Below are 12,286 nucleotides of genomic sequence, written 5' to 3'. Positions count from 1 at the left end.
AAAATCTGCCCAGCGCTTGTTAAGCTTTTTAAAATGATTACATACTAGGGTTCTGCTGATAAGGATTGCCGTTAGAGATATGGGAATTATAGGCGAAGGCGATGTTATTAAAGTTTTTAATAAACAAATACATCGCGACATAGGAGCCTAAACCACAGACTAAATAGCCGATTAAATACCACATCAGATATGTAGTTCCGTTTTCTTCTACCGGGATATTGTTTGACATTCCCATTTGCTGAATCCGGTTCCCCATCTGATAATACCACCAGACAGTATAAATTCCGCAGGTGACAATGCTTAAAACAACGACAATGGTCGGGTCGACTGTCTTGCCGTCGTTTCCTGCCATCGTGTTCAAATCCTTGGTGATTTGATACAGATAGTAGTAGGTATAGATCCCACAAGTGACAATTGATAATAACAGGATCATCCAGAATTCTCTGCGCTGAATCATTTAAAATCTCTCCTCTTAGTTAGCGAACAAACTGGCCAGCCATTGATACACCCGGTAAAGCGGCGCCCCATAATTGTAATCCATCGGCGGGACATCCGGGAACAGTAAAACCATCCTGACAATATAAACCGTCAGATACATTAAAAAAATAGTAATCCAGAACCAACGGTTTGCCTTTTCAGAGCGGAAAACGGTTCCGCCCCGGAACAGCGTGACGATGATCAAAATGACAGAGAGCCAGAAAAGCGGGTGGTAATAGAAAGCGTCCACCACGTGTCCCTGCAAAAATGCAAGGCAGGCGCGGGTAGTCCCGCAGCCCAGGCAGGGAAACCCGGTCAGGGAGCGGAACATGCACCCAATATCCAGGACAAAAACCAGGAGGACTGCCAATGCTAAGACCCCTATTATTTTGACAAGCTTTTTCATTTGTACACCAACATTTATTTTGTTAATTTAATGATACCGAATTATCGTCGTGATGTCAATATAAGACAGCCTTTCTAAAGTAAAATTTAAGGGAAAAATAAAAAAGGAACTGTCAAACAGTTCCTTTTTTGCTTTATGAAAACTTACTTCAATTCTACTTCAGCGCCAGCTTCAGTCAGTTTAGTCTTCATTTCTTCAGCAGCGTCCTTGGATACGCCTTCTTTTACCGGTTTCGGAGCGTTGTCAACCAGCTCTTTTGCTTCTTTCAGGCCCAGACCAGTGATCTCTCTGACAGCCTTGATAACAGCAATTTTGTTGCTGCCGGCGGAAGCCAGGATCACGTCGAAATCAGTTTTTTCTTCAGCAGCAGCAGCGCCGCCATCAACAGCACCAGCCATCATTACCGGAGCAGCAGCGGAAACACCAAATTCTTCTTCGATTGCTTTTACGAGTTCGTTTAACTCTAATACAGATAATGCTTTAATATCTTCAATAAATTTTGCGATATCAGCCATGATAATAATCCTCCTAAATTATATTTGGGTTTTTATTACCCAGAATTCATTATGCGTTTTCTTTTTCTGCGATTGCATTAAGCGCAACGGCCAAACCGCGCATCGGAGCAACCAACACGCTGACCAACTGGCCAACCAACTGTTCCTTGGACGGGAGCTTTCCGAGAGCGACAACCTTGGCTGCGTCCATCACTTCGCCATCCATGTAACCAATTTTAATTGTGATTTTGTCTTTCAGCTTATCAGCATATTTACCGATAATCTTCGCAGCGGCAATCGGGTCCTCTGCATGGGTAGCCAGAGCGGTAGTCCCTTCCAGGACATCACACAGGCCATCCAATCCAGCTTCCTTTGCAGCAAATTTCAGCATAGTGTTTTTTACGACAGCGTAATTAACGCCTGCTTCCCTGAGCTCCTTACGGAACGCAGTATCCTCTGCAACGGTGATTCCCTTATAGTCGATGACAACACCGGCACAGGAATTTTTAAGCTGTTCAGCCAACTCGGCAACATACTGCTGTTTCTGGCTTAAAACTTTTTCACTTGGCAAATCGTTTCACCTCCACAATAAATTACTGCATTTTTCGTTTTTCGGGCGATCGATTTTTATGAATAAAAAATCCTTCCGCTTCTATAAGAGAAGGGAAGGACTGATATCAAAACCATAAGGCATTGCCGCCTTATTTTTTAATGATCCGCCTTTTATTCCTCCTCGACAGGCAGCCGAACGGCAATTATACAAAACAACGCGTTTTGAACCTGTGGTCTATAGAAAAATAACAGCTTTACATATTATACGGGATTTTCTCTATTCTGTCAAGCCCCGAATTAAACACCGTATTTACCGGTATTTACCTTTACGCCAGGCCCCATAGTAGAGGTCACAACACAGGACTTCAGGTACTGCCCTTTTGCGGCGGCTGGTTTTGCTTTTACAACCGCGCCCATGAGCGCTTCCATGTTTTCCTCGAGCTTATCAGCGCCGAAGGAAGCTTTTCCGATTGGGCAGTGGATGATGTTGGTTTTATCCAGACGGTATTCGATTTTACCGGCCTTTGCTTCGGATACTGCTTTCGCAACGTCCGGAGTAACGGTGCCGGCTTTTGGAGAAGGCATCAAGCCGCGCGGGCCTAATACTTTACCGAGACGGCCGACCATACCCATCATATCCGGGGTAGCGATTACAACGTCGAAATCCATCCAGCCCTCGCCCTGGATTTTCTGAATGTATTCATCAGAACCAGCATAGTCTGCACCGGCTTCCAGCGCTTTATCCACATTGTCGCCTTTGCAGATTGCCAGAACTCTTACATTTTTACCAGTTCCGTTTGGCAGAACAACTGCGCCGCGGACCTGCTGATCAGCGTGACGAGAGTCAACGCCCAAACGAATGTGCAGTTCGATCGTTTCGTCAAATTTTGCTTTTGCCGCGCCGACCGCCAGTTCCAATGCTTCTTTTACATCGTACAGCTTTGCGCGCTCGATCGTCTTTGCACTATCTGTATACTTTTTACCGTGTTTCATTCACATTTCCTCCCTAAAAGTGGTATATAGCGGATTTTTCCTCCCACCAGGGTAATTAATCGACTACTTCGATACCCATGGACCGGGCTGTACCAGCGATCATGCTCATTGCAGTTTCGATGTTAGCAGCATTTAAGTCAGGCATCTTGGTTTCCGCGATTTTTTGTACCTGCTCCCTGGTAATCTTTGCAACTTTTGTTTTGTTCGGCACACCCGAACCGCTTTCAATTCCGCAGGCCTTTTTAATCAAAACGGCTGCCGGCGGGGTTTTGGTAACAAAAGTAAAGGAGCGGTCTGCGTAAACTGTGATTACTACCGGAATGATCAATCCAATATCGTTTTTCGTGCGCTCATTAAATTCTTTTGTAAATGCCATGATGTTAACACCGTGCTGACCTAATGCAGGACCAACCGGTGGTGCCGGAGTAGCTTTGCCGGCAGGAATCTGAAGCTTGATGTAGCCTGCTACTTTCTGAGCCATAATTTGCACCTCCAAAATTTCGTGGTAAATGGCGGAACAGTCTTAAAATTTCTGCTCCTCCCACAAGCGTTTTATTCTATCATTCCATAAAATGAAAACGCCTTACACCTTTTTGACCTGGTTTAATTCCAGATCGACAGGGGTTTCCCGTCCGAACATCGAAACAGTAACCGCAACGCGGTTGTTTTCAATGTCGATTTCATTGATGATGCCGCCGAAGCCTTCCAACGGGCCTGCAACAACGCTTACGCTGTCGCCCACCGCGTAGTCGACCTCCACCTGAACCGTCTCAACGCCGAGGGATTTTACCTCCGTCTCGGTCAGAGGAACCGGCTTGGTTGACGTTCCGACAAAGCCGGTCACGCCGCGGATGTTGCGGACAACATACCAGGAATCGTCGGTCAGGATCATTTTCACGAGCACATAGCCCGGGAAAATTTTGCGTTCAATTTCACGCGTTTTGTTGTCTTTTACTTCCACAACCTTTTCGGTCGGAACCTTAACTTCATAGATCAAATCCTGCAGACTGCGGTTCTCGACAACTTTTTCTATGTTCTGCGCCACCTTGTTCTCATAACCGGAATAAGTGTGCACAACATACCATTTTGCAGTTTCTGACATTGTATCCGTCCCTTCTTAAGAAAAGATTTGTTTGGGTAAAATTAAATGTGATTGTACGTCCGGCCTTTCGATTATGCACCAAAAATCAGATGGACAATCAGTCCCAGGATTCCGTCTATAATCCAGAGGAATACTGCGGCTACAGCCATAAAGCCTAACACAACCAGGGTGTTGTTCTTCACCTGCTTTTTGTTTGGCCAAACGACTTTTTTCACTTCGCTCTTAAGGTCTTTGAAGAAGCGGGAAAATTTGCCGGAGGATTTTTTTTCCTTCTTCGGCTTTGCTTTGACAGCAGCTGCGTCTTTTGCCATTTTCCATCCACCTTCCTAAACTACTTGGTTTCCCTATGAGCAGTGTGTTTCCTGCAGAAACGACAATATTTGTTCATTTCGAGCCTGTCAGGATCGTTTTTCTTGTTTTTCATTGTGTTGTAATTACGCTGTTTGCATTCTGTGCAAGCTAATGTAACTTTAACCCTCATATCGGCACCTCCTGCTAAATCGGATTTTTTTTGCCTCCCTCAAGGACTGTTAATGGTTTCCGGCCTGCTTTGGACGCATCCTGTCGACTGACCGCAGTATCTTTTTAAAAATGCGCACAAAAAAATAGACCTTCTTTGAGGTAATACTAATCATAACATAAACGAGGACGGCTTGTCAACCGGAATTTGCGATAAAAACGGGCTGTTTCCTCAGCTTTGTACAATTATACAACCAACCGACCGGCTGTGCAAGCGGAATATGAGATTTTGTATAAGTTTTTCTTGACATCAACAGATAAAAAATATACAATATTATTGATAATGTATTTTATGCTTAGATTTACGAATCGTATAGATGGATGAAAAAGGGTATCTTGAAAATTGAAAATAGGAGGAAAATGCTTTTATGACAACCGTAACAGTAGTGCTGTTATGTCTGGTGTCATTCGTTGTTTCCGGCGTCGTGTTCGCGGCAATTGCGTTCAAGCTGGGTGTGTCCCACCGCAAAAAAATAGCGGAAGCGGAAATCGGAAGCGCGGAAGCGGAAGCACAGCGAATCCTGGCAGATGCGGATAAGGACGCCGCAACCAGGAAAAAAGAGGCGCTGTTGGAAGCAAAGGACGAAATTCACAAACTTCGATCTGAGGCTGACCGTGATATCAAGGACAGGCGAAGCGAAGTATCCAGACAAGAACGGCGAATGATGCAAAAGGAAGAGTCCCTCGATAAAAAGATGGACAGCTTAGAGAAAAAAGAAGAAAAACTCGGTGAAAAGCTAAAGCTTGCTGACCAAAAATTAGAAGAAGCGGAAATTATCAAACGCAGCCAAATCGATAATCTGGAACGAATTTCCGGATTAACCGCAGAAGAGGCAAAGGCGCAGCTCTTATCTTCTTTGGAAGATGATTTAGTATATGAAAAGGCGCAGAAAATAACCGCGTATGAGCAGCAGATTAAAAATGAATGCGAAGACAAGGCAAAAGAATTGATTTCCCTTGCAATCTCCAGACTGGCCGCAGAACAGGTTTCTGAGGCGACAGTTTCTGTTGTTGCTCTTCCGAACGATGAAATGAAAGGCCGTATCATCGGGCGGGAAGGCCGCAACATTCGTGCGATCGAGACATTGACAGGCGTTGACCTGATCATTGATGATACACCTGAAGCGATAACATTATCATGTTTTGACCCGGTTAGACGGGAACTTGCCCGCCTGACACTGGAAAAATTGATTGCGGATGGACGGATCCATCCATCCCGGATCGAAGAAACGGTAGAAAAATCCCGCCGTGAAATCGAACATAAAATCAAAACGGAAGGGGAACGCGCGATCCTTGAGACGAACGTCCACGGCGTTCACTATGAGATCGTCAAGCTCCTCGGACGGCTCACCTACCGAACCAGCTACTGCCAGAATGTGCTTGACCACTCGATTGAGGTGGCGCACCTTGCCGGCATTATGGCTTCGGAGCTGGGCGTGGATGCTACCACTGCGCGGCGCGCAGGCCTGCTGCATGATATTGGGAAAGCGCTCAATCATGAGATTGAAGGCTCCCATGTCCAGATCGGCGTAGACGTATGCCGCAAATTTAAAGAAAGCCCGGCAGTTCTTCATGCAATTGAAGCGCATCACAACGATGTGGAACCGAAAACGGTTATTGCATGTCTGGTACAGGCGGCGGACGCTATTTCAGCGGCGCGTCCGGCGGCCAGAAGAGAGAATCTGGAAAGCTTTATTAAGCGTCTGGAAAAACTCGAAGAAATTGCCAATTCCTTTGATGGCGTTGAAAAATCCTTTGCGATCCAGGCGGGTCGTGAAGTCCGCGTAATGATCAAGCCGGAAGTCGTGAAGGACGACAAGATGGTTTTGGTTGCCCGCGATATTGTGAAAAAGATTGAAAGCGAGCTGAATTATCCGGGGCAGATTAAAGTGAACCTGATCCGGGAAAGCCGCACAATTGACTTTGCAAAGTAAAAGAGAAGCCCCTGCTTCGGAATTTCCGAAGCAGGGGCTTTTATTTATCTTCGCATACTTTTTTCCATGTTACAGCTTACGGATTTTTCCGGCGTACGGCCGGATGGTGCGGCCACTAGAAAACTTGCCCGCGTTTGCAATATTCAGCAGGCATTTCCGGGAGAATGACAAACGATCCCAATATCCCGGTTTACCGCGAACGTTTTCTCCAGGCAATCGGGTAGATCATAGAGCAGATGGTACTGGTACGGCTTACGCCAGCTTGCTCCTTCCAGCAGTGAGGAAAACAGCCCGCGGAACGTGCCGGTTCCGCCGTCGTCAAAGGTGCCGATGCCATAACGGGAGGGGAGGCTGGAAACGGGCGTTAAAACACCGCTCCCTTTCATATAGAATTCACCCTTTTTCAATTAGGATAGGATATAGGTTTCAAACTGAGTTTTCATCACCTGGTATTTGCAGAACATTGGACAGGCAGTTGTTTTATACTGGTTGCCGACATAGCCCTTGATGAAGCAGGTATACACGCGGAGTCTATCCTCAGAGACCGATTTTTGACAGGCGACATCCCAGAAATAGGTATTTGCCGGAGTGGTCTGAATCAGGGAGAAATCCGGCGTGCCGTAGGAGAAACTATTGGGGTTATACTTTGTGAACTCCTGATAAAGCGCAGACTGATTCGCTTGCTGCATCAGCATGGATTCCATGAGACTCACCGTCTCGTAGCAGAAGGAAAAAGTCCAATCAACGCTGCTTGCGTCAACCTGATACAAAATCGTATTCCCACTCAGGGAAACGGAAATGCTGGTAGCCGCAGCCGAAGAAAGGAGCACCTTAATCTGGTATCCGTTGTCGCGCAGACCGGAGAGCTCGTTTGCAAGACAGCCGCAGGAAACAGAAAGGAAGTTCGCAACCCGTAATGCCTTGCCGGAATCGGTAAACAGCTTGGAGGAGTCAATAGGATGCAGCGGCGTGTTTAAGGTGACAGAAATGGAATAGCGCTTTTCAATGGAACGGAGAACCGCTTCTGCCTCTGAGAAATCATCATCCGGCAAGTCGGAAACTGGAGCAGAATCAGATGGATCCGATTCTTCAGTCAGGCCGCTTTCGACGGGCGGCTCCTGTGGCTCAGAAAATTCCTCTGAGACAATGTCGGAAAGGGGGATTTCAGAATCCGAGTTTGCGCTGGAGTTGGATTGATTCGAAGCGCCGGAGCGGCTGCCGTTTTTCTGGCCGCCATTACGATAGCTTTGGGCGTCATCCTGCGAATCCTGATGGAATGTGGCGCTGACGTTGCCGCCTAAAATAATTGTAGTTGCATCAGAGTGGAAGGTCAACCCGACAGCAGCAAGAAACGCGCCGGAAACTATAACCGCCAAAATTAGACAAAATATCTGTTCGCGCTTCATCAAAGCCCTCCTTTTATCGCGATTCCTATGTCATTATTGTACTGTAATTATCGAAAAATGTCAAAAAATGGAATTTGAGAAAAAAGTGTTGACAAATAAAAGATTTTCGGATATAATATAAAAGCTGTTCCATGCGTATATGCTGATCGAGGCGTAGCTCAGTTTGGTAGAGTGCTTGGTTTGGGACCAAGATGCCGCAGGTTCGAGTCCTGTCGCCTCGACCAAAAAGCTGTTGACAAATGTCAGCTTGTCTGATATAATATGCAGGTGTCGTAAATGCTGGTGTAGCTCAGTTGGTAGAGCAGCTGATTTGTAATCAGCAGGTCAGGGGTTCGAGTCCGTTCACCAGCTCCAATCCTTTTTCGACAAAGGAAAATTTCATAATATGGTGGAGTTCCCGAGTGGCCAAAGGGGGCAGACTGTAAATCTGTTGCTTCTTAGCTTCGATGGTTCGAATCCATCCTCCACCACCAAATAAAGACAATCTGTTTTTACAGATTGTCTTTATTTTTTGCAGATGGGTTCGATAGGAGCGGCAGTGAACGGATTTCCGGTGGACATCCAGAGCCGCGACCGGCTTTTGCCGCAGCAAAAGCGAATCCATCCTCCACCACCAGATGATACGAAGGTAAGTTTTTGTAGTTTCTTTTTGGAAATGTACAAAACATACCTTCGTTTTTTATTATTGTAATTATGTATTTGCCGGATTTTCTGCATAATAATCTATTTCTACTTGTTCAGGTGTTCGTGCTTTCAACCGATGATGAGGTCGCTCACAATTAAAAAAGTGAATGTATTCCTCTACGGATTGTATTAGTTCTTCTGCAGTGAAATAAGCATGACGATGTAATTCTTTTTTTCATACAGGCAAAGAAAGACTCTGCTACTGCATTATCGTGCGGAGAACCAGGTACTGAAAAAGATTGTTTTACTTTGTTTTTCTGAAGATATTGACGAACTCATAAGAGACATATTGTGAGCCTTGATCAGAATGAAAAATCAAATTTTGCGGACGATCTCGTTCTTGAAAAGCCTGTTTAAAGGCTTCTTTTGACTGGGTTGTATTGTTATAGGTTGAAACTTCGTAAGATATGACTTTTCGGGAGAACAAATCGATCATAACGCAAATATAATAAAATGTCTTATTTACCATCACATATGTTGTGTCACTGACCCACACAATATTTGGAGCTTCTGTTGTAAAGTTTCGTTTTAATCTATCTTTTCAAAACTGCCGATGATAAATGTTATTATCATATCGGGAGAGTTTCTGTACTTGACAGCAAAGATTCATTTCCTTCATTAATTCTCGTATCTTTTCAATGGCGACAGTGTATCCTATTTCTTTTAATTTGATGCGAATTTTAGGCGCTCCAAATCTCTGCTTACTTTTTTCAAATGTTTTTTGAATAAGTGGACGAAGCTCATTATCTCGCAATTCATAACTGGTCGGAATATCTTTATGACGAATTCGATGATATAGTGTTGTATGATTTACATCAAGTGCTTTACATACAAGCATCATTCGAAAACCGTAATGTTCCATTAATTCTAAATCTGCATCAATTCAGTTTTTTAGAGGGGATTTTGGGGTGCAGCCGCTGATACGGTAGATCTCGTTTTCAGCTTTTAAACGTTCTAATTCTCTCTGCAAGGCGAGAATATTACCAGCCGAATACATTTTCCCCTGAGATTTCACAATTGGTTTCATGTCTGAAAACCAGTTGTAGAGCGAAATTCGGGAAACATCATAGGCTTTACAATGGCTGGATATAGTTTCTCCCGATTTGTATTTTTGATAAAGCATTTGTTTAAATTCCTCTGAATAGGTCTTGGGCATGATTAAAATATCTCCTTTCTGTTGGCTTTGATTATTGTAACAAAATTATCAGCTGCCATAAAGGCTGATTGCCTTACCATTTATCTTGCTCAGATGAAATTTGAAGTTAATGGAGGCGGACACAAATAAAATGTACCAAATTCCAGTAGCACTCCATGTATAAATCATATAATTTTAAAAATATATATTGACAAAATTATATGAATAACATATAATCATATCATAAGTTATAAGACGTCTTATATCATATAAAAGAAAGAGAATGAAATATGATTGATAATTTGAATTTTACTACGGTGAAAGAAAAAGAAAAAGTATCTCATTTAGTGTTAAATAGTTTAAAAGAAGCATTAGTAAGAGGGCAGTTAGAACCCGGTGACCGTTTACCGTCTATGGCTGAGTTGGCCTCTGACATGGGCGTGGGGGTATCATCGGTTAGAGAGGCAATTAAAATGTTAGAAGCTCTTGATGTATTGAAAACGAAACAGGGTGAAGGAACTTTTGTTAATTCTGATTTTGGAAGCGGTGTCATTAACGCGTTTTCACTTCAATTAATTTTATTGCCGCGATCGGTCAAAGAATTAGTAGAATTTAGAAGAATGTATGAAACTGCATATACTATGTTGGCAATGGAACAGGCTACTGAAAAAGACTTAAAAATAATAGAAAACATTGTTACTGATTTGGAAAACGAAATACAATATCGTGAACCTTCTTCGGAAGATGAATTGAGATTTCATCGGGCGGTATTGGATTGTACTCACAATATTTATGTAATAAAAACCGGAGAGGGATTATTAGAACTGTTTCAATCAACAATTCCTAAAATAGGGAAAGTGCTTAATAAATATAATATTGCACAAGATCATAGACAAATTTACGAAGCATTAAAAAACAAAAATAGAGAGAGTATGAATCAAGTGCTTCAAAAAAGTTTTTCTGGTTGGGAAGTTCGTCTTGAAGGAAAAAATTTTTGAGAAAGGAGAGGAAAATAAAAGGTATATACGGAAATATTAGAATTTTTCGTTCTTTATAAAATGGAGAAAAAGGCATAAAAAAAAACACCTGTTTAAGGTGCATAAAATATCATTTATTTATGAAAGAAAAGGCCTAGATTTTCATTCAAAATGTTAAATCCAAACAATATAAACAGAATAATTTTATAACTGTCATCATTAATTTAAAATTAAATATATGAAAATGGAGGAAAAGAAAATGAAAAAATTTTTTGCAGCTTTACTGGGAGCATTGATGCTAGCAAGTATTACTGGCTGTGGAGGTTCTGCAAATGACAAAAACGTTTCTACGTCAGAGGTAAATTCGGGTAAGGATACTACGATCCGTATGTCATGGTGGGGTGCTAACACTCGAAACGAAAGAATGAATCAAATTTTAGATACATACGAAAAGGATCACCCAGGAATTACAGTGACTCGGGAATATACTAACTGGAATGATTATTGGACAAAGTTTACAACTCAAGCTGCTACAGGAACACAACCGGATGTATCTCCATTTGTAATGCAATCTATTCGCGAATATGTGAATAAAGGTGTCTTATTGCCGTTAGACGAATATGTAGAGTCTGGAAAAATCGACTTAAGTGATTGGACGGAAACTGCCAAATCTCCTGGGATTTTAGATGGGAAAATTTATGGTATTGTATATGCACTGTCCGCTCAAGGGGTTATTTATAACCAGCAACTTATTGAAAGCGTAGGGGGTGAGATCCCGCCAGAAACATGGACTATGGATGAATTTGTAGCATATTGCAAAGATTTAAGAGCCAAACTTCCGGATGATGTATGGGTTGTCGAAACGGCTGCTACTTCTGATCATGCGTTTGAGGCTTATATTCGTTCCATAGGAAAAACAGTATATAGTGAAGATGGAAAAAGCTTGGGCTTTGAAAAAAAGGATTTAGCTTCATGGTTTGCTTTATGGGAAGATTTAAGAAAATCTGGTTGCACGCCTGATGCTGGTGAATCCGCTGAGGCTGCAGCTTTGCCATATGAAAGTTCCTATCTTGTTTTAGGAAAAACAGCTATGCTGTTTCAAAATTGTAATTTAATGCCCACCTTTAATTCGTTGTCTGATTCAGAGTTGTTTATCACAAGGGCTCCAAGTGTGAGTGGAAATGGGTGCGAAATTTTGCAGCCAACAGCATTTGGGATTTCTTCAAAAAGTAAAGTAGTTGATGAAAGTGTAGATTTGATAAATTATTTAGTCAATGATATAGATGCAAATTTAGTATTCAAAGCTGATTATGGCGCACCGGCAGATCCAGAGGCTATTGAAGCATTGAATGCAGAAGCCACAAAAGATGAAAAGAAAAATTATGATTTTATTGATCTTTTAGTAAAGGATAGTACATTACCGGAAACTGTTGCGCGCGCAGAGGGCAGTGCCACAATTATGGATGCGTTAAAACGGACCTATGAGAATATTTCTTCCGGTGCTGTGGATATCAATGCGGGAGTAGACGACTTCTTTGCCGAAGCGGAAGATGTTCTATCTAAAAACCAATAATCGATGTCATAGTGACAGTTTCTGTTTTATGAAA

General features: G+C 42.8%; 18 protein-coding genes, 3 tRNA genes and 1 pseudogene. 6 read left to right on the top strand and 16 right to left on the bottom strand.

The window, feature by feature from the left end; genetic code table 11:
• Positions 1–37: 37 nt before the first annotated feature.
• From CZ360_RS03110 to rpmG, 9 genes are all read right to left on the bottom strand, one after another.
• Complete coding sequence (locus CZ360_RS03110; RefSeq protein WP_077532712.1) at positions 38–457, bottom strand: DUF4234 domain-containing protein; 420 nt, start codon at positions 455–457, stop codon at positions 38–40.
• A gap of 15 nt (positions 458–472) precedes the next feature.
• Positions 473–883: a DUF2752 domain-containing protein gene (locus tag CZ360_RS03105; protein WP_077532711.1), complete on the bottom strand. Its 411-nt coding sequence runs from the start codon at positions 881–883 to the stop codon at positions 473–475.
• 143 nt (positions 884–1,026) lie between these two features.
• Complete coding sequence (rplL, locus tag CZ360_RS03100) at positions 1,027–1,398, bottom strand: 50S ribosomal protein L7/L12 (RefSeq protein ID WP_077532710.1); 372 nt, start codon at positions 1,396–1,398, stop codon at positions 1,027–1,029.
• A gap of 49 nt (positions 1,399–1,447) precedes the next feature.
• Positions 1,448–1,948 (bottom strand): 50S ribosomal protein L10, encoded by a 501-nt coding sequence (gene rplJ, locus CZ360_RS03095; protein ID WP_077532709.1) that lies wholly within the window; start codon positions 1,946–1,948, stop codon positions 1,448–1,450.
• Positions 1,949–2,226: 278 nt separating this feature from the next.
• Positions 2,227–2,922: a 50S ribosomal protein L1 gene (gene rplA / locus CZ360_RS03090; protein WP_077532708.1), complete on the bottom strand. Its 696-nt coding sequence runs from the start codon at positions 2,920–2,922 to the stop codon at positions 2,227–2,229.
• A gap of 55 nt (positions 2,923–2,977) precedes the next feature.
• The gene (rplK, locus tag CZ360_RS03085) at positions 2,978–3,403 is read right to left on the bottom strand and encodes a 50S ribosomal protein L11 (protein ID WP_077532707.1); all 426 of its coding nucleotides are present in this window, start codon (positions 3,401–3,403) and stop codon (positions 2,978–2,980) included.
• 102 nt (positions 3,404–3,505) lie between these two features.
• On the bottom strand, positions 3,506–4,024 hold the full coding sequence (gene nusG, locus CZ360_RS03080; RefSeq protein ID WP_077532706.1) for a transcription termination/antitermination protein NusG: 519 nt from the start codon (positions 4,022–4,024) through the stop codon (positions 3,506–3,508).
• Positions 4,025–4,095: 71 nt separating this feature from the next.
• Positions 4,096–4,335 carry a preprotein translocase subunit SecE gene (gene secE / locus CZ360_RS03075; protein ID WP_077532705.1) on the bottom strand — a complete coding sequence of 80 codons (240 nt, stop codon included), beginning with the start codon at positions 4,333–4,335 and terminating at the stop codon, positions 4,096–4,098.
• Between the two features lie 20 nt (positions 4,336–4,355).
• Positions 4,356–4,505, bottom strand: coding sequence for a 50S ribosomal protein L33 (rpmG, locus tag CZ360_RS03070; protein ID WP_077532704.1), 150 nt, complete (start codon positions 4,503–4,505; stop codon positions 4,356–4,358).
• A 406-nt stretch (positions 4,506–4,911) separates the two neighbouring features.
• Between rpmG and rny the strand changes: the two genes are divergently transcribed.
• A complete protein-coding gene (gene rny / locus CZ360_RS03065; RefSeq protein ID WP_077532703.1) occupies positions 4,912–6,477 on the top strand; it encodes a ribonuclease Y in 1,566 nt (521 codons plus the stop codon).
• Positions 6,478–6,546: 69 nt separating this feature from the next.
• On the opposite strand, the gene CZ360_RS14345 is transcribed toward rny, so the two are convergent.
• Genes CZ360_RS14345 through CZ360_RS03055 form a run of 3 tightly spaced genes read right to left on the bottom strand, consistent with a single transcriptional unit; the run spans position 6,547 to position 7,883 of the window.
• Complete coding sequence (locus CZ360_RS14345; protein ID WP_159438086.1) at positions 6,547–6,648, bottom strand: glycogen/starch/alpha-glucan phosphorylase; 102 nt, start codon at positions 6,646–6,648, stop codon at positions 6,547–6,549.
• On the bottom strand, positions 6,621–6,863 hold the full coding sequence (locus CZ360_RS13980) for a hypothetical protein (RefSeq protein WP_077532702.1): 243 nt from the start codon (positions 6,861–6,863) through the stop codon (positions 6,621–6,623). The genes CZ360_RS14345 and CZ360_RS13980 overlap by 28 nt, the downstream gene beginning before the upstream one ends.
• Before the next feature lie 21 nt (positions 6,864–6,884).
• Entirely contained in the window at positions 6,885–7,883 is a 999-nt protein-coding gene (locus CZ360_RS03055) for a hypothetical protein (RefSeq protein ID WP_077532701.1), read from the bottom strand.
• Between the two features lie 147 nt (positions 7,884–8,030).
• On the opposite strand from CZ360_RS03055, the gene CZ360_RS03050 reads away from it, so the two are divergent.
• From CZ360_RS03050 to CZ360_RS03040, 3 genes are all read left to right on the top strand, one after another.
• Positions 8,031–8,107 (top strand) — tRNA-Pro (locus CZ360_RS03050).
• A gap of 54 nt (positions 8,108–8,161) precedes the next feature.
• Positions 8,162–8,237, top strand: a tRNA-Thr gene (locus CZ360_RS03045).
• 33 nt (positions 8,238–8,270) lie between these two features.
• Positions 8,271–8,356, top strand: a tRNA-Tyr gene (locus CZ360_RS03040).
• Positions 8,357–8,574: 218 nt separating this feature from the next.
• Here the strand turns inward: CZ360_RS03040 and CZ360_RS14340 are convergent.
• The 4 genes and pseudogenes from CZ360_RS14340 to CZ360_RS03020 form a co-directional block, all read right to left on the bottom strand.
• Positions 8,575–8,730: pseudogene (locus CZ360_RS14340) on the bottom strand (IS3 family transposase); the annotation flags it as partial.
• Between the two features lie 81 nt (positions 8,731–8,811).
• On the bottom strand, positions 8,812–9,066 hold the full coding sequence (locus CZ360_RS14335) for a DDE-type integrase/transposase/recombinase (RefSeq protein WP_407656937.1): 255 nt from the start codon (positions 9,064–9,066) through the stop codon (positions 8,812–8,814).
• Between the two features lie 42 nt (positions 9,067–9,108).
• Positions 9,109–9,429, bottom strand: a complete 321-nt coding sequence (locus CZ360_RS03025; protein WP_077532699.1) for an IS3 family transposase — start codon at positions 9,427–9,429, stop codon at positions 9,109–9,111.
• Positions 9,430–9,450: 21 nt separating this feature from the next.
• Positions 9,451–9,723, bottom strand: a complete 273-nt coding sequence (locus CZ360_RS03020; protein WP_077532698.1) for a transposase — start codon at positions 9,721–9,723, stop codon at positions 9,451–9,453.
• 269 nt (positions 9,724–9,992) lie between these two features.
• Between CZ360_RS03020 and CZ360_RS03015 the strand changes: the two genes are divergently transcribed.
• Together CZ360_RS03015 and CZ360_RS03010 are read left to right on the top strand one after the other, a co-directional pair.
• Positions 9,993–10,700, top strand: coding sequence for a FadR/GntR family transcriptional regulator (locus tag CZ360_RS03015; protein WP_077532697.1), 708 nt, complete (start codon positions 9,993–9,995; stop codon positions 10,698–10,700).
• Positions 10,701–10,938: 238 nt separating this feature from the next.
• Positions 10,939–12,252, top strand: a complete 1,314-nt coding sequence (locus tag CZ360_RS03010; protein WP_159438085.1) for an ABC transporter substrate-binding protein — start codon at positions 10,939–10,941, stop codon at positions 12,250–12,252.
• Positions 12,253–12,286: the final 34 nt, after the last annotated feature.

The sequence above is a fragment of the Massiliimalia massiliensis genome (genome assembly GCF_900155615.1).
Taxonomy (GTDB): domain Bacteria; phylum Bacillota; class Clostridia; order Oscillospirales; family Ruminococcaceae; genus Massiliimalia; species Massiliimalia massiliensis.
Note: the sequence above shows the minus strand (reverse complement) of the source record. Positions and strands in the feature narration are given on the sequence as shown.